The 16,122-nt window shown below is 52.4% G+C and carries 13 protein-coding genes; 9 read left to right on the top strand and 4 right to left on the bottom strand.

Going from position 1 to position 16,122, the window contains the following annotated elements; translation table 11 throughout:
• Positions 1-1,152 (bottom strand): glycosyltransferase family 4 protein, encoded by a 1,152-nt coding sequence (locus tag AYK82_RS00735; protein WP_068310321.1) that lies wholly within the window; start codon positions 1,150-1,152, stop codon positions 1-3.
• A gap of 530 nt (positions 1,153-1,682) precedes the next feature.
• Between AYK82_RS00735 and ptsP the strand changes: the two genes are divergently transcribed.
• Both ptsP and ptsG read left to right on the top strand, forming a co-directional pair.
• Positions 1,683-4,223, top strand: coding sequence for a phosphoenolpyruvate--protein phosphotransferase (gene ptsP, locus AYK82_RS00730; protein ID WP_068310319.1), 2,541 nt, complete (start codon positions 1,683-1,685; stop codon positions 4,221-4,223).
• A gap of 101 nt (positions 4,224-4,324) precedes the next feature.
• Positions 4,325-6,094: a PTS glucose transporter subunit IIBC gene (ptsG, locus tag AYK82_RS00725; RefSeq protein WP_068310317.1), complete on the top strand. Its 1,770-nt coding sequence runs from the start codon at positions 4,325-4,327 to the stop codon at positions 6,092-6,094.
• A gap of 68 nt (positions 6,095-6,162) precedes the next feature.
• Here ptsG and AYK82_RS00720 read toward each other — a convergent pair whose 3' ends face one another.
• From AYK82_RS00720 to AYK82_RS00710, 3 genes are read right to left on the bottom strand one after another with little or no spacing between them, the layout of a single operon-like run.
• Positions 6,163-7,200, bottom strand: coding sequence for an aldo/keto reductase (locus AYK82_RS00720; RefSeq protein ID WP_068310427.1), 1,038 nt, complete (start codon positions 7,198-7,200; stop codon positions 6,163-6,165).
• 32 nt (positions 7,201-7,232) lie between these two features.
• Positions 7,233-8,312: an ABC transporter ATP-binding protein gene (locus AYK82_RS00715; protein WP_068310315.1), complete on the bottom strand. Its 1,080-nt coding sequence runs from the start codon at positions 8,310-8,312 to the stop codon at positions 7,233-7,235.
• A 14-nt stretch (positions 8,313-8,326) separates the two neighbouring features.
• On the bottom strand, positions 8,327-8,962 hold the full coding sequence (locus AYK82_RS00710; RefSeq protein ID WP_068310313.1) for a GntR family transcriptional regulator: 636 nt from the start codon (positions 8,960-8,962) through the stop codon (positions 8,327-8,329).
• Between the two features lie 163 nt (positions 8,963-9,125).
• Between AYK82_RS00710 and AYK82_RS00705 the strand changes: the two genes are divergently transcribed.
• The 7 genes from AYK82_RS00705 (at position 9,126) to AYK82_RS00675 (ending at position 16,068) form a co-directional block, all read left to right on the top strand.
• Positions 9,126-10,271: a mandelate racemase/muconate lactonizing enzyme family protein gene (locus AYK82_RS00705; protein WP_068310311.1), complete on the top strand. Its 1,146-nt coding sequence runs from the start codon at positions 9,126-9,128 to the stop codon at positions 10,269-10,271.
• Positions 10,272-10,296: 25 nt separating this feature from the next.
• Positions 10,297-11,568: an ABC transporter substrate-binding protein gene (locus tag AYK82_RS00700; RefSeq protein WP_068310309.1), complete on the top strand. Its 1,272-nt coding sequence runs from the start codon at positions 10,297-10,299 to the stop codon at positions 11,566-11,568.
• An 80-nt stretch (positions 11,569-11,648) separates the two neighbouring features.
• Positions 11,649-12,569 (top strand): carbohydrate ABC transporter permease, encoded by a 921-nt coding sequence (locus AYK82_RS00695; RefSeq protein ID WP_068310307.1) that lies wholly within the window; start codon positions 11,649-11,651, stop codon positions 12,567-12,569.
• 2 nt (positions 12,570-12,571) lie between these two features.
• A complete protein-coding gene (locus AYK82_RS00690; RefSeq protein ID WP_068310305.1) occupies positions 12,572-13,405 on the top strand; it encodes a carbohydrate ABC transporter permease in 834 nt (277 codons plus the stop codon).
• Positions 13,405-14,250 (top strand): amidohydrolase family protein, encoded by an 846-nt coding sequence (locus AYK82_RS00685; RefSeq protein ID WP_068310303.1) that lies wholly within the window; start codon positions 13,405-13,407, stop codon positions 14,248-14,250. Before AYK82_RS00690 ends, AYK82_RS00685 begins: the two co-directional genes overlap by 1 nt.
• Positions 14,251-14,281: 31 nt before the next feature.
• Entirely contained in the window at positions 14,282-15,310 is a 1,029-nt protein-coding gene (locus AYK82_RS00680) for a zinc-dependent alcohol dehydrogenase (RefSeq protein ID WP_068310301.1), read from the top strand.
• Positions 15,307-16,068, top strand: a complete 762-nt coding sequence (locus AYK82_RS00675; RefSeq protein WP_068310299.1) for an SDR family oxidoreductase — start codon at positions 15,307-15,309, stop codon at positions 16,066-16,068. Before AYK82_RS00680 ends, AYK82_RS00675 begins: the two co-directional genes overlap by 4 nt.
• Positions 16,069-16,122: the final 54 nt, after the last annotated feature.

The following is a 16,122-nucleotide window of genomic DNA, read 5'->3' as shown; positions in this document are numbered from 1 at the left end:
TTACCTCGCGTCCATTAAATATTTACCAATCTGACTTTGGGGTGTTTGCTTGGCTTCACCTAAATAGCGGAATACGAACTTATCAAAAAGATCGACACTTCTTTGTAAATCATAATGCTCTTTACACCGCTTCATACCCGCACCTGCTAGGGCCTCACGACGAAGCGTGTCTTCAGCAAGATTGAGACAGGCAATTTTAAGCGCTTCCTCATCATTTGAAGTAACATATAATGCCGCCTCGCCCGCAACTTCGCCCAGCCCCCCAACGCCTGTCGTAATGAGCGCGGCACCACCGGCCATTGCCTCCAAGGCAGTTCGACCAAAGCTTTCAGTCTCAATCGACGGAACGACAGCGACAGCCGCGCGCTCGTAACATCTCACTACTTCACTGTGCTGAAGGTTTTCACTTATAAAGCACTGCGCCCTCACCGGCTCTAGCGTTTTAAGCACTTCTGTATAGTGTGAGCTATCTTCACCACGCGTGACCGCGCACATCTCAAATTTCCAGTCTGGAAGTTGCGGCAGAATTTTTACCATCGCTTTTGCAAGCGGCAGAACACCCTTACCCCGTGCCATACGCCCAGCATAGAAAAACGATTTGTCACGGGCCCGCTGTGGTCGCCAAAGGTCAAGCTCCAAACTATTAGGCACAACAATGCTTTGGATATTCAGGTTTGGCCAATTCTCGATGAAGTGTTTTTCGCATCGATTTGACACAAAGATCAGTCCTGCTAGCCGACGATACCTACGTGATACACTCCACCTCTTGAGCCAACTCCTTTTTTCACGCACGAAGTTGTGCCGATGCACAATCACTGGTGTTTGCGGAAACATTCGAGCAATTTTTGCGGCGGCCTTTACACGTTGCTGTACAATAATAAGTTTTGGCTGCAGACTCTGCAACGTGACCGCTAATTGTGCAGGCTTTTTGCGATCATAAAACATCAAATTGACATCAGAAAACGGCCCTTCAACTGAATTGGCAAGAATCGTCGTTTGGGCGTTGTATTTGCTTTTTCGCACCAAGTCATAGGTGCACAAGTCAATCGAAGTGGCGGTAGCGGGCGAGAAACTCATTCCCTTATCTAGAACAACGACAAGATCAGACTGACTATTAAAACTGGCGGGCATATCCAGGCGACCTTTTAACATTCTGATTCCTCCAAAGAATGCAGAGGAGAGGAGTTGACGACAACTCCCAAGTAATTCCACCGCGTTTTTTAGGGGGCACTCTCTCAAATTTTCCTAATTGTGAGCTACGATGTTTCACTCCTCGAGCCGATACGACAACCGCACTACCATTAATCTAACTCAACCCAATGAAATTTTCCTCAGGCGGTGAAATTGTCGCACGCTGCGCGATACCTAGGTATTTTGACATAATAGCCTGACAATATTCGATAACTTTACTCCAAAAGACCAGCATAACTAGTCGTTATTGCGTAGTTCATTTGCCGGTACGTGCAAATACATCACTCCACAAAGCATGCAAATTTGAAGAAGCTAAATTACTCAACGTAATATATTTGGACTTATACCTGACAGAAAGCTACTGAGACTCAACAAAGAGAATTCAGAATGTTGATTATACATTTTCGTATTATCTATTCTGCTTTTCTCGATAGTTTGGGAAGTTTATCTACCCTACATTCCGTAGAGGTATATTCGGGAGAAGCCTGCTGATGTCCGCATCTGCTAAGTTTGCTATACATCCACCACTAAAGGGTGTCTTGCAGCCAATCACCAGTCTGCCAGATCCGGTTTTCGCTGAAAAAATGATGGGGGATGGTGTTGCAATAGACCCGACCGACACCACTCTTTATGCGCCGATCTCCGGCAAGGTAACGCAGATCCACCCATCACACCACGCTGTGACGCTATCAGATGGCACACACGAAGTGCTTGTCCATATCGGGCTTGATACTGTCACCCTGCGAGGGGAAGGGTTTAAGCTGCTTACGAAAGAGGGCGACACTGTCAAAGCAGGTGCACCACTCCTTACATTTGATGCTGATATTATTGGAGAAAAAGCGATTAGCTTGCTCTCAGCTGTCGTTGTAACCAGTGGCGAGGCCCTCACCCCGATCTTGCCTTTCGGGCAGGAAATCAAGGATATATCCGGTACGCTTGGCTATATCGGTGCCATTGCAAAGGCGCCGACACAACTCGGAACGGCAGGAGACGGCCCAAGCAGTACCGAGACAGCCCAAATCACCATTCCAAACCCGGTAGGCCTACATGCCCGGCCTGCGGCGCGCATAGTCGCCATTGCTCGCAAATACAGCAGCGCAATTACACTACGCGCCAATGGCAACGACACTCGAGCAGATAGCGTCACCGGCATTATGGCACTAAAGACAAAGTTCGGTGATTCACTAGTGATCGAGGCCAACGGACCTGATGCAGGTGCGGCACTCGCCGAATTACTCGATGCCATTTTTCTAGGACTAGGCGAAGATGTAAGCAATGCGGCTGCCACTGCGCCGACTGAAGCGTTTGACGAAGAAGAGCCGTTAATTTCCACCCGCTCTACGGAAGAGGGTGTTTATCTTGGCTACACTGCGGCTCCTGGTCGTGCGATAGGAAAACTGACCTCTCGCAAGAACAAACTACCGCCCGTTGTCCGCCTTGCAGATGATAAAGAAGCAGAGACCACTGCGCTGCTTGAAGCGATTTACACCAGTAGGCAGGACATTCGCGCCATCATTTCTAGTTTGCAAGAACGCAGTCAAGACGAGCTCGCAGATGTGTTTTTCGCGCATTGCCAGCTTCTTGAAGATCCTGACATGACTGAAGCGGCGCAGAAAGACATTGCCAGCGGCTGTTCTGCTGCATGGTCTTGGCAACATGCCTACAAAGTACAAGCCGAGAAGCTGGCGGCGATGGATGATCCATTGCTGGCGGGTCGCGCAGCCGATGTTCGCGATGTGGGAGAGCGTGTGCTTCGCAAGTTGCTTGGTCTTTCCAGCAGCGAAGGTGATCTACAAGACCCCTCTATTCTGCTTATGGAAGACATCACGCCGAGTGAAATCGTGATGCTCGACCTGTCAAAAGTGGTTGGCCTGTGCACACATGCGGGCGGCTCAGCATCGCACGCAGCTATTATAGCGCGCTCTAACAACCTTCCCTACTTGGTGAATGTGGAGCGCGGCTTAGCCGATCACCAAGATGGAACAGAGCTGCTACTGGATGCAAAGCGCGGCACCATACGTGTTGCTCCAAGCGCTGATGAGATCGCTGCCTTTAAAGAAAAAATCGAGAAGGAAGCAGAGCGGCGGGCACAATTCCAAGCTGCTGCGCAAGACCCAGCTATCACAACTGATGGCGTGCGTATTGAGATCGCGGCCAACATTGGCAGCAAAGCTGACGCTGAAAAAGCGGTTGCTGCCGGAGCCGAAGCTGTTGGCTTGCTGCGTTCGGAGTTCCTCTATCTTGAACGCCTAAACGCGCCGAGCGAAGAAGAACAGGGCGAAGAAGTTGGCGGCATCCTAGAAGTTATGGGTAAGGATCGCCCTGTTATCATCCGCACACTGGATGTTGGCGGCGACAAACCCCTGCCCTACCTGCCATTGCCAGAGGAGGAAAACCCCTTCCTCGGTTTACGCGGTGTGCGCATTGGCATCGAGCGCCCCTCTATCTTGCGGTCCCAAGTGCGCGCGATCCTCTCACAAGCCAACAAGGGCCGTGCCCGCATCATGTTCCCGATGATTGCAGCTCTTGATGAGTTGCGCGCTGTCAAAGCGCTTGTGCGGGAAGAAGAGAAGAAAATGGGCATTGAGCCGGTCGAAATCGGCATCATGATCGAGGTCCCCTCCGCTGCATTGATGGCGGACAAACTGGCTGCGGAAGTCGACTTCTTCTCAGTTGGGACCAACGACCTCACGCAATATGTGCTGGCGATTGACCGTGGCCATGCGCAGCTGGCCTCGCGTGCCAATCCGTTGCATCCAGCTATTCTGCGCATGATCGACATGACTGTAAAGGCAGCTGACGCAAACGGAAAATGGGTTGGTGTTTGCGGTGGTCTCGCCAGCCAGAGCGAAGCGGTGCCTGTTCTGATCGGTCTTGGGGTGAAGGAGCTCTCAGTCTCCGTTCCCTCCCTGCCGGAAGTGAAACAGAAAGTGCGTGAGCTCTCCATGAGCGAAAGCAAGGAGCTGGCGCGGCAAGCCCTGCAATGCGCGGATACGGCCGACGTGCTCGCCCTCGTCAAACCATACAAGTGATTTGCCCAAGTCCTCTTTGGCAAGCAATGGCGGCGTGTTGGGGTAGCAATCCGTCGCCCATAATAAAGCAGTAAATGACTTCTATAGTCAGGAGAAAACAAATGAGCTTATCCGGTTCAGGCGCCTTTGCGGCCCTGCAAAAAGTCGGTAAGTCCTTGATGCTTCCAGTGGCGGTTATGCCGGTTGCTGGTATCTTCCTCGGCGTGGGTGCCGCCGGGTTCGGACTTTTCCCGGAAGTGTTTAACCACATAATCGAACAGGCCGGTGGATCCATCTTCGGCAATCTGCCATTGCTCTTTGCCATTGCGGTGGCCATCGGTTTTACAAAGAATGATGGTGTTGCCGCGCTTTCCGCTGTTGTTGGCTATGGTGTCATGCTGGCCACAATGGGCGTTGTTGCAGACGCTGCCGGTGTTGAGACGAAGTCCATTCTGGGCATCACGTCTATTGATACAGGTGTGTTCGGCGGCATCATTGCAGGTGGCATCTCCGCTGCAATGTTCAACCGCTTCTTCCGTATCAAGCTTCCTGACTATCTTGGTTTCTTCGCTGGTAAGCGCTTCGTGCCGATCATTACAGCAGTTGCCTGTATGATTGTTGGTATTGTGCTGGCGTTTGCTTGGCCACCGATTGGTGCAGGCATCAAGGCCTTCTCAGATTGGGCAGCTAAAGAAAACCCAGAGCTTGCTTTCTTCATCTACGGTGTCATTGAGCGTTCGCTAATCCCGTTTGGTCTGCACCACATCTGGAACGTACCGTTCTTCTATGAAGCAGGCTCCTACCTTGATCCGGCAACCGGGCAAGTTGTTACTGGTGAGATCCAACGATACCTTGTTGGAGACCCGACCGCCGGTAACATGGCTGGCGGCTACCTGTTCAAAATGTTCGGTCTTCCTGCAGCAGCCATTGCGATCTGGCACTCTGCCAAGCCGCAAAACCGTACCGTTGTTGGCGGCTTGATGATCTCCGCAGCGCTGACCTCGTTCCTGACCGGTATTACCGAGCCTATCGAGTTCTCATTCCTCTTTGTTGCGCCAGTGCTTTACGTGGCACACGCTCTGATGGCGGGTATCGGCTATGCGCTGATGATCATCTTTGAAGTCAAGCATGGCATGACCTTCTCGCATGGTTTTATCGACTTCACATTGCTGTTCTCGCTGTCCAGCAAAGGGTGGATGCTTATCCCGTTCGGCTTGGCTTATGCCGCAATTTACTACACCGTCTTCCGCGTGCTGATCAGCTGGCTAAACCTGAAAACCCCGGGCCGTGAGGACGACGAAGCCCTAATCCGCGACAAGGCGGTTGATACCGGGATCTCCGGTGCACTCGTTCAAGCCTTTGGCGGTGTAAACAACATCGACAATCTGGATGCCTGCATCACACGTTTGCGTATCGGTGTGAAAAACCCTGACCTTGTAAGCGACGACAAGCTAAAATCTCTTGGCGCTCGCGGCGTTGTGCGCGTCGGCAATGGCATTCAGGCAATCTTTGGTCCAGCTTCAGAAAACCTGAAGACGGATATGGAAACCTACATCTCCTCCGGTGGTACAGGTGAGGAAGCCCACATCCCGACCGATGCTGAGTTGCAGGCCGATAACGCTGCCAACGAAGCTGCAACCGCACCTGCTCAAGCGGTTTCAGCAAACATCGATGCGGCCAGCCTAAGCGCGCAACTGGGCGGCGCGGGCAATATCGTCAGCGCAGCTGTTATTGCACATACTCGGGTACGCGTTGAGCTGGCCGACATTGCCAAGGCAGATCTGGCCGCGATGGCAGCTTCTGGTGTTCCAGTGCAAAAAGCCGGTGATGCGGTTCTGCATATCATCGCTGGAGACAAGGCCGAGGAACTTGCAGGGCAACTGAAGGGCTAAAGGCCCTTAAACCTGAGACAAAAAAGAGAGCGGCGGCATATGGCATTCATTTGCCGCCGCTTTTCCATTTATTTTCCTAGCTGTATGCCGCCGTCCGCACGGGCTATCGCGTCGCATTCCTGCCAGAGCGCTGGCGGCACCGCATCTTCCAACCCACGTAGCGAGCGCTGCAGCGAGGAGACCTTGCCAGTGCCGATCAAGACCGAGGCAACTGCCGGGTGGTTGCGAGGGAACTGCAAAGAGGCGCTGGCGATTGGCACATCATACTTGTTACAAACAGCCTCGATACCTTTGACTCGGGCCACAACCTCATCCGGAGCAGGCTTGTAGTCAAAATGTGCATCGTTTTTTGCACCGGTTGCCAGAATCCCAGAGTTGTAAACGCCGCCAATAACAAGCTGCATGTTTCGCTCTTGGCACATCGGTAACAGCTTTGGCTCTGCCCGCCGATCCAACAGGGTATATCGGCCAGCCAACAAGAAGAGATCAAGATCAGCGCGCTCAGCCAGATCTATGCAAATTTCGACTTCGTTGACACCAAGACCGACTGACTTCAGCCCTTCATATTTCTTGATTTCCTCAACAGCACGCAAGCCCCCGTCCAAGAACAGCTTCACGTGTTTTGCGTTCTCTTCAGGCCCGTGAATCCGCTCCCCAATGTCGTGTATGTAGAGAATATCGACAGAGTTGTCCGGCATCCGTTGCTTGGTCGCTTCAAACGAGCGCATTAAACCATCGTAACTGTAGTCAAACCCCGGTGCGTAGGGCAGCGGATTTACAAAGGAAGACTTGGGAACGTCTGCAGGATCGACAGGTATGAGGGAACGGCCGGCCTTGGTAGAGACGACATAGTCCTCCCCCTTTTTTCCGGCCAGAAAACGCCCGAGGCGCTGTTCTGCAAGGCCAAAGCCATAGAACGGTGAGACATCAAAATAGCGTATTCCCGCATCCCACGCTGCTTGCAGAACCTCATGTGCCGCCTCCTCGGAAATCTCTTGATAGAGGTTCCCGATAGAGCTACAGCCAAAGGAGATCTGAGAAATTTCCAGCCCAGAGCGGTGCAGCCTTGTGCGAGGGAGCTGCTCTCCCTCCTTGCGCGATTCCATTTCCATTTCTATCCCAAAATGCCGTGGAAGACTTACTGGCCCGTCTTGGCTTCAATAGCCAATCCGCTCTTGGCACAGAAAACATGCAAGCGACCTGCGTCCACTGACAAATTTATTTTTTGTCCGGGCACCAAATCCACGCGATCACGGATAGCGGCCAGTATCTCCAGCTCGTCGTTTGAGCAGATTACATGGGTTTCAGCACCGGTGGGCTCAACAACCATGACTTGCGTTGCAACTGTTGTGTCGCTGGCTTCATCTGCCAGATGCATGTGCTCTGGGCGAATGCCGATCTTGATTTCCCTGCCTGCCTCTAGCTCGTTGGCAAAAGCAAAACCCTGACCGGTTTCCAGTTCGACGAAGTTGCTGTCAATCACCTTTGCACCAATCAAATTCATAGAGGGCGAGCCAATAAACGTCGCTACAAAGGTGTTACGCGGATTGTCGTAGAGTTCCAGTGGTGTTCCCACTTGAGAAACAAAGCCACCCTCCAGAACGATGATTTTATCCGCCATGGTCATGGCTTCGATCTGGTCATGGGTTACGTAAACAATTGTGTTTTTGAGCTTTTGATGCAGCGCTTTGATTTCGGTGCGCATTTTCACACGCAGCTTTGCATCAAGGTTAGATAACGGCTCATCGAACAAAAACACGCTTGGATCGCGCACAATTGCACGGCCCATTGCAACACGCTGCCGCTGACCGCCTGATAGTTGGCGCGGGTAGCGCTCCAAAAGCTCATGAAGGCCGAGAATATCAGCCGCTGCCTTAACTTTCTCCGCTATTTCGCCCTTGTCGGCTTTGGCAAGTTTCAAGCTAAAGCCCATGTTTTCAGCGACAGTCATATGCGGGTAAAGAGCGTAGTTCTGGAACACCATGGCGATGTTGCGCTCTTTTGGTGGCAGGTCATTTACGACCTTACCACCAATGGAGATTTCTCCGCCGGAGATGTCTTCAAGGCCGGCAATCATACGCAGCAAGGTAGATTTACCGCAGCCGGAGGGGCCAACGAGCACCGCAAATTCCCCATCCTCGATCTTTACATCGATTCCATGGATAACCTCGTGGTTTCCGTAGCGTTTTTCGATGGACGAAATATCAATCTGCGACATGCTCTGGCAGGCTCCTATTTTCCTTGTAAGGCGCGGTTCATCGCCGTGTTAATGTGTTTTTCAAGGGCATTTACTGCCCCCGTAGCATCCCCTGCCTCGCAAAACTCGAGAATTTCAAGATGCTCCTCCAATGCCGAGATTGCCCGGCTTGGAGACAAACGGTTGTTCGTTTTAATAAGGCGCAAGCGCGCGGCGTTGATCTGATACGTCTCGCTTAGAAGATCGTTGTTCATGCAAGCGATGATTTTGTCGTGCATTTCCCAATCCACCTCGACCGCACGGTCCAGTAAATCCGGTGTGGGTTCATTTTGCGCCTGCTCCAGCACCTCGCGGGTGTGTTTGAGCAAGATGGCAATTTCAAACTTGAATTCGCCTGCTGCGAACTCGTGTAGAGCCGCTTTTTCAATTACTGCGCGCAGACCAAAAGCCTCGCGAATAAACTTTGTGGTTATGTCCGCGACCTGAATGCCACGCTGCGGGTGAACCTTAAGCAGCGATTCATGCTCCAGCTTCTGAATCGCTTCACGCGCCGCGCCCACCGGCACTCCTGCAAGCTGCGCCAACTCTTTTTGCGTCACAAACTGCCCCGGCGACAGTTCGCCAGAAAACAGCCGTTCTCTAAACTTTTGATAGGCTTCCACTCGAGACATATTCCCGTCCCTTTGCTTTGGATTTTCGATGCCACTTCCGATTACTAGAATTGTTCTGACTTAAGATTGACTTTTTGTCAATCACAAAAACATCCCTAGACAATCACTGATTAATCAGTTACGAATCTCTGAAATATTTCTAATTCTAAGTTTGAGGAATGGCATGTTGCTGGAAGAAAAAATTGAACGAATTGAACTGTTTGCACTTGCTTGTCAGGTGGATGGCGGGCCGATTTCTTCCCTAGCAGATATGCCAATTCGCAACGGCCTACTTATTAAACTCACCGCCAAAGACGGCGCGTATGGCTGGGGCGAGGCGTGGTGCAACTACCCCCCACGTGGCAACCGCGCCCGCCTTGAGCTACTGCGAGATCCCATTGGACCAACCCTCATGAAGAAGGAACGCATCCAATGGCCGAACTTGCGCGAAGAATTGGAAATAGAGCTGGCGCGGATGGTAATTCACACTGGCGAACCCGGCCCTTTCAACCACTGCCTTGCTGGCCTTGATATGGCGATGGCGGACCTGTTCGCTCGCCGCGCGGGAATCTCTCTGTCACGACTGTTAGGAGCTAATGCGACACAGCGCGTCAATGTCTATGCCAGCTCGCCCGGGGTAGGTGAAGTCGATACGCTTGCCGCGCGCTTGCATAAAGCCGGGCACACAGGCGTGAAGATCAAAGTCGGCTTCGATCTGGAGCGCGATAAGGATGTGCTTTCCCGTTTTCGCAAGGGAGATGCCCACAACATGATGCTTTGTGTTGACGCAAACCAAAACTGGGAGGGACAAGGCGCCCGGGATGCAATCAACGCATTGGAAGAATACAATTTGGCTTTTGTGGAGGAAGCCATTCGTGCAGATGCCAGTGAGGAAGCTTGGGTCTCACTGGCCCGGGATGTGTCGGTGCCGCTGGCAGCAGGCGAAAACATCCCGTCCTTTGAAAAGTTTAAGGAGCACGTCGACAACAATTCGCTGGGTGTTATCCAACCTGATGTTGCTAAATGGGGCGGCATATCAGGCGTGGTAAAATCCGGCAAATACGCCCGTGAAAACGGGAGCGGCTGTACCCTACACTACATGGGCACAGCTTTGGGCCTTGCGGCCTCATTGCACACGTTGGCCGCCATTGGTGGCGACGGCCGGGTTGAACTTGACTTCAACCCAAACCCTCTTCGCACAGATCTGGGAGACCTGGTGGTGCAACCCGAAAACGGGACATTGCCACTACCAAGTGGAGCGGGGATCGGGTTTGAGCCTGATCCAGAGGCATTGCACCGCTTCTGCGTACTCAAAGAGGATATTCATTAATACAGCCATTGGGAGGATTTTTATCATGGCTCGCAATTTTGGACGGAAACTACTGATATCATGCGCTGTGTTGGCCAGCACATCGCTCAGCGCTCTTGCTGACGACATCAAAATCTCGTTCCGCTTTAACGACAGCGAACGCAAGGAAATGCGCGCTGCACTGGACGAATTTGAGCAGCAGAACCCGGGCATAAAAGTTGATCTGCAAACCATTTCTTGGAAAGATTCTCGCGACCAATTCCTGCGTGAAGCAGCCGTCGGTCAAGGGCCAGACGTTGTGCATATCGCGTTTGTTTGGACACAAGAAATGGCCGAAGCCGAAGCCGTTACGCCAGTTGAGGAGCTGACAAAATACGGTGCATTCTCTAATGGCTTTAACGACTATATCGCAACCGATCTCACAATGTATGACGGCAAAGCCTACGGTGTGCCGTGGTCTGCAGATACTTGGGCGATGGTTTACCGAACTGACGTCCTCCATTCGGCTGGCATCATGGACAAGCCTGAAACTTGGGATGAGCTGAAAGAAGCAAGCCGGACCATCAAGGAAAAGACCGGCAACACTGGTTTTGCTTTCCCTGCTGCATTGCAAGTTTGGTTCCCGGTTAACTACTACCTGTGGTCCAATGGCGCTTCCTTCATCACCCAGGACGGCAAAGGTGGTTACAAAGTCGGCGTAAGCAAAGAGCAGCTTGCAGGCGCAATGGATTACTTCAAGGGCTATGTTGATGAAGGTTTGGCACCGCGTTCCATCCTTTCAATCGACCAGCCGCACGACCCTGCTCTGATGCAAGCGCTGCTTGATGGCAAACAGGCCATGGCAATGATGCCAACCAACACGTACCGTCAACTGCTCTCTGCCTATGAGAAGAACAACCCGGGCAAAACCGCTCCGTTTGACAGTGGTGTCATGATGCATGGCACAAACGCACCGCGCACCCATTTGGGTGGCCGTACGCTGGTGGTTAACTCCAACACCAAACACCCGGAAGCTTCTTGGAAGCTGCTGCAGTATCTGGCGAGTGCTCCACTCTTTGAAAAGTACTACACCAACCAATTCCCAGCGCAAAAGACCCTGCTTTCTCAGATCGAATATCGTCATGAGGAATTGGGCTTCGCAGAACAGCTGGCAAATAACACCCGCACCTGGGGGGCCTATGCTGAAAGTGGCGTTGGTGTTGGCCCGCTCTGGAACACTGTGTCCCGCGCATTCGGCACAGCCCTTTCTGGCCAAGAAAGCTCTGAAAAATCCGCTGAAAAGCTGATTGCCGAAATCGAGCGTATGCTCGCTAAATAAAGAAACATGGTCGTCGGAGACAATACTCCGGCGCCCCCTCCCACCCTGCATAACTAAATTTACTAAGCACTGGTAGGCAGATGACGCTATCCCCTAAATTGCGCGAGCGCTTGACAATATTCTTTATGTTGTTGCCAACCTTCGCGATTCTGGTCGGTTTTTATCTATATCCGACCCTTTACAACCTCGAACTCAGTTTCACTGACATCACCTTGTTGAAACTGAAACGGGGCGGGGATTTCATTGGCCTCGCTAACTATTGGGAATTTTTAACTAGCGACAGCTTCTTCGCAATCGCTGTAAACACCGTTTTGTGGCTGACGGGAATTTCAGTGGTTTGCCGACTGTTGCTCGGCCTGGGTTTTGCGATGTTACTAAACTCGCAGTTCTTGAAAAACATCCGCATGACTACATTGGCACGGTTGATGCTGCTTGTGCCATGGGCGACCCCCCCTGTCGTTGCCGTCATCGCGTGGCGTTGGTTGTTTGACCCAACCCACGGGCCGATCAACAGTTGGTTGCTGGCAACAGGGTTGATTGACGATCCTGTAGCATTTACCGCAAACCTAGCGACTGTGTGGCCAGCGATCATCACCATCATTGTATGGAACACCACCCCCCTCATAGGTGTTTCCCTGCTCGCCGCACTGCAAACAATTCCCGAGGAATTGAATGAAGCCGCCGCGATTGATGGTGCCAATCGCTGGCAACAGTTCCGCTACATCACCTTGCCTTATCTGATGCCAACCATCTCCGTGCTTGGTCTGATGAGTGTAATCTGGACCTTTAACAACTTTGTCTACGTCTGGCTGACCACCGGTGCGGGCCCGGGTACATTCACCAATGTTTTGGCAACTGAAGTTTATCTCAAAGCCTTCGTTGATCTGCGCATCGGCTACTCAGCAGCGATCGGCGTTACTATGGCTGTGGTTATGGCCGCATTCGGGGCGCTGTACTTCCGCTTCTTTGGACTAAATGAAATGCAGGAAAAGGTGGGCTAATCATGCGCGTTGAGAAAAACAACCCGATTGCCAATGCAATTGAAAATGGCGGGATGCTGCTTGCCTTCATTCTGTTCGGCGTCTTTCTGCTGGCTCCTGCGTTTTATGTTTTTAAAGGCTCCTTTGAAAACCTGAGTGTGTCACTGGTTGCCACCGATAGCGGCTGGACCCTGCGAAATTACATCTCGATCTTCGAGAATGGCTACTTCGTTTATGTGATCAACTCACTGGTTGTGTGTATCACTGCCACGATTCTTGCCTGTACAATTGCTCTTTTTGCCGCCTATGGCTTGTCTCGCTTCCGATTTCGCGGTCGCTCGTTGGTTTTTGGCTCAATTATGGGCGGACAATTCTTCCCTTGGATTATCCTAGTTAATCCAATCTTCATCGTGTTCGCCCGCTCGGGGATGGTGAACAGCCAAGTAGCGCTGATCCTCTGCTACACGGCGTTCATCACCCCTTTCACCATCTATCTGTTGATTGGCTATTTAACGACCATTCCCAAAAGTCTGGATGAAGCGGCCATTGTAGACGGTGCCTCGCGCTTCACCGTCGTAACACAGATCATTCTGCCAATTATCTGGCCGGGCATGGTCGCAGCTGCCACCTTTGGTTTCTTGCAAAGCTGGTCGGAATACCTGCTCGTGCTTGCGCTCATCACAGATGACAGCCTTAAAACCATTCCTCTTGGCCTCTACCAGTACTTTGGTGATGTGCAAGTGGACTGGGGTGCGGTTATGGCCGGTTCCGTTGTTGCGACGCTGCCCACATTGCTGCTGTTCCTGCCGCTGCAACGCAAGCTCGTTTCCGGTTTGACTCAAGGGGCTACAAAATAATGCTAGAAATTGATGCTCACTTTCACCTCTGGCAACTCGAGCGCGGCGACTATAGCTGGCTCAGTTCCAAGCGCGAGATTATCTACAAGGATTTCTTGCCAGAGGATTATCACCGCGCCATCAGTGAAACTCAGATCTCTCAGGGTGTATTGGTGCAATCAACCAATACACTAGCGGAAACCGAGTTCCTGCTGAATTTAACGGCAGATGATCAGCGAGTTGCTGCGGTTGTCGGTTGGGTGGATCTGGCAAACAAAGACGCGCCTAAACAGTTGGAAGCCTTGAGTAAACACCGTAAGTTTGTGGGTGTGCGCGCTATACTGCCACTCGAAGGAGACGATGGTTGGCTTGCAAGCGAGGAGGTTGCTCAGGGTCTTGCTTCCCTTTCTCGCCTTGGCTTAACACTAGATGTGCTGGCCCTGTCGCATCATCTACCCGCAGTTGCAGCAATCCTGCCGCGCTATCCTGATCTGCAAGTTGTGATCGACCATGCTGCCAAGCCAGCACTCGCCTCTGGTGACACAGCGAAGTGGCAGCACGACATGCAAGTGTGCGCCAGTTTTGCCAATTGTTTCTGCAAGTTCTCCGGATTTACTGCGCTGCTTGCGCCTGATTGGCAGGCTACAGATCTAAAGGATTTATCCGAAGCGGTGCTGCGCATGTTTGGGCCTGAGCGTGTCATGTGGGGCAGTGATTGGCCAGTACTGAACGAAACCAGCTCCTACAAACAGTGGCGGCAAATCAGTGGCGAGCTAATTGAAAGCTTAGCTCCACCACACCGCCACCAGTTATTTGCCGGAACTGCGGCGCATTTCTACCAATTAGCAAAGCGGGCGGCGCGTTAGCCAGCCTGCAAAGATTTCCAGGAGAGTTATCATGAAAGCTGCTGTCTATTGCGGTGATAAAACCTTCCGTGTTGAAGAGACAAACTCTGTCGCGCCCGCTGCCGGTGAAGTTCAAATTGATGTGGCCTATTGCGGCATCTGTGGCACCGATCTGCATGTCTACCTTGGGCATATGGATGGCCGTGTTGGCACAAACCGCACCATCGGGCACGAAATGTCTGGCCGTGTCGCCGCACTTGGTGATGGCGTAAGCGAATTTGCCATTGGCCAAAAAGTTGTGGTCCGCCCGTTAAAGCCATGTGGCAGCTGCCCAGCTTGTAATCGTGGTCACGCCCATATTTGCCAAAATCTGAAGTTCCTTGGGCTGGACAGCGATGGCGCATTCCAAGAAAAGTGGAATGTTCCCGCCTTTACACTGCATGCCCTGCCAGAGGATATGTCCTTGCAGCACGCTGCCTTGATCGAGCCACTTGCTGTGGCCTGTCACGATGTAGCGCGCGGCGGGGTAAAACCACATGAGGACGTGCTGGTCATCGGCGGTGGCCCGATCGGCATGCTGATTGCACTTGTTGCCAAAGCGGCTGGCGGCAAAGTCACTATTAGCGAAATCAATCCGCACCGATTGGAAATAGCCAAAGAGCTCGGCTTCAATACCATTAACCCTGCCGAGACCAACGCAGCTGAAGCTGTTATGGCTGCAACAGGCGGCAAGGGGGCTGACGTCCTGTTTGAAGTAACCGGCGTACAAGCCGGAGTGGACCTGATGACAGATGCCGCAGCAACCCGCGCTCGCGTTGTGATGGTTGCCATTCATGCAAAAGCACCGCAGGTGGACTTATTCCAGTTCTTCTGGCGCGAAATCGAGATGTTCGGCGCGCGTGTCTACGAACCGCAAGACTATGACAAGGCGATCTCTTTGATCGCTCAGGGCAGCATCCCGTGTGATACCTTAATTACCGATACACGCCCGCTCGACGACATCTCCAGTGCCTTTGCTAAACTGAACGGCAATCCCAAAGCCATGAAAACCCTCATTAAAACCAGCGGGACTGAACTATGATTACCTACGATCTCTCCGGCAAAATCGCGCTCGTTACCGGATGTAAACGTGGCATCGGCAAAGCAATGGCCCTTGCGCTGGCAAAAGCTGGCGCGGATATTATCGGCGTAAGTGCTACATTGGAAACCAGCGGCAGCACTGTTGGCAAAGACGTGGAAGCGCTTGGTCGCAATTTCTACGCCTACGCCTGCGACTTCTCTGACCGCGAAGCTGTAAAAAGCTTCAGCGCGCAGGTACGAACCGATCATCCGCGCATTGATATTCTGGTAAATAACGCTGGTACAATTCGCAGAGCCCCCGCAGCTGAACACCCAGATGAAATTTGGGATGAGGTTGTCGAGGTTAACCTCAATGCCCAGTTTGTGCTGTCACGTGACATTGGCGCGCAAATGGTGGCGCGCGGTGCTGGCAAGATCATTTTCACCGCCTCGCTCCTTACCTTCCAAGGTGGCATAACCGTGCCCGGCTACGCGGCAACAAAAGGTGCCATTGGACAGCTGACAAAAGCCCTCGCCAACGAATGGGCAGGTAAGGGCGTAAATGTAAACGCCATCGCACCAGGATACATCCGAACGGACAACACGCAGGCCCTGCGGAATGACCCAAGCCGTGCAAAAGCAATTCTAGAGCGCATTCCCGCTGGCCGTTGGGGCGAGCCTGAAGATTTCAGCGGACCGATTGTCTTCCTCGCCTCTGACGCTGCTTCCTACGTGCATGGCACCATACTCACCGTCGATGGCGGCTGGATGGGCAGATAATAAAACAGCGCGCCAGCTTGTACTAGCTGGCGCGCATTTCGCATTGGAGCGAGG

The organism is Polycladidibacter hongkongensis (assembly GCF_001561995.1).
In the GTDB taxonomy this organism is placed as follows: Bacteria; Pseudomonadota; Alphaproteobacteria; order Rhizobiales; family Stappiaceae; genus Pseudovibrio; species Pseudovibrio hongkongensis.
This window is presented reverse-complemented; position numbering and strand designations above follow the sequence as displayed.

What these genes read in the sequence shown, in the direction of transcription:
- AYK82_RS00735 (WP_068310321.1), bottom strand. Translation starts at nt 1,152, where the DNA reads ATGTTAAAAGGTCGCCTGGATATGCCCGCCAGTTTTAATAGTCAGTCT.
- ptsP (WP_068310319.1), top strand. Translation starts at nt 1,683, where the DNA reads ATGTCCGCATCTGCTAAGTTTGCTATACATCCACCACTAAAGGGTGTC.
- ptsG (WP_068310317.1), top strand. Translation starts at nt 4,325, where the DNA reads ATGAGCTTATCCGGTTCAGGCGCCTTTGCGGCCCTGCAAAAAGTCGGT.
- AYK82_RS00720 (WP_068310427.1), bottom strand. Translation starts at nt 7,200, where the DNA reads ATGGAATCGCGCAAGGAGGGAGAGCAGCTCCCTCGCACAAGGCTGCAC.
- AYK82_RS00715 (WP_068310315.1), bottom strand. Translation starts at nt 8,312, where the DNA reads ATGTCGCAGATTGATATTTCGTCCATCGAAAAACGCTACGGAAACCAC.
- AYK82_RS00710 (WP_068310313.1), bottom strand. Translation starts at nt 8,962, where the DNA reads ATGTCTCGAGTGGAAGCCTATCAAAAGTTTAGAGAACGGCTGTTTTCT.
- AYK82_RS00705 (WP_068310311.1), top strand. Translation starts at nt 9,126, where the DNA reads ATGTTGCTGGAAGAAAAAATTGAACGAATTGAACTGTTTGCACTTGCT.
- AYK82_RS00700 (WP_068310309.1), top strand. Translation starts at nt 10,297, where the DNA reads ATGGCTCGCAATTTTGGACGGAAACTACTGATATCATGCGCTGTGTTG.
- AYK82_RS00695 (WP_068310307.1), top strand. Translation starts at nt 11,649, where the DNA reads ATGACGCTATCCCCTAAATTGCGCGAGCGCTTGACAATATTCTTTATG.
- AYK82_RS00690 (WP_068310305.1), top strand. Translation starts at nt 12,572, where the DNA reads ATGCGCGTTGAGAAAAACAACCCGATTGCCAATGCAATTGAAAATGGC.
- AYK82_RS00685 (WP_068310303.1), top strand. Translation starts at nt 13,405, where the DNA reads ATGCTAGAAATTGATGCTCACTTTCACCTCTGGCAACTCGAGCGCGGC.
- AYK82_RS00680 (WP_068310301.1), top strand. Translation starts at nt 14,282, where the DNA reads ATGAAAGCTGCTGTCTATTGCGGTGATAAAACCTTCCGTGTTGAAGAG.
- AYK82_RS00675 (WP_068310299.1), top strand. Translation starts at nt 15,307, where the DNA reads ATGATTACCTACGATCTCTCCGGCAAAATCGCGCTCGTTACCGGATGT.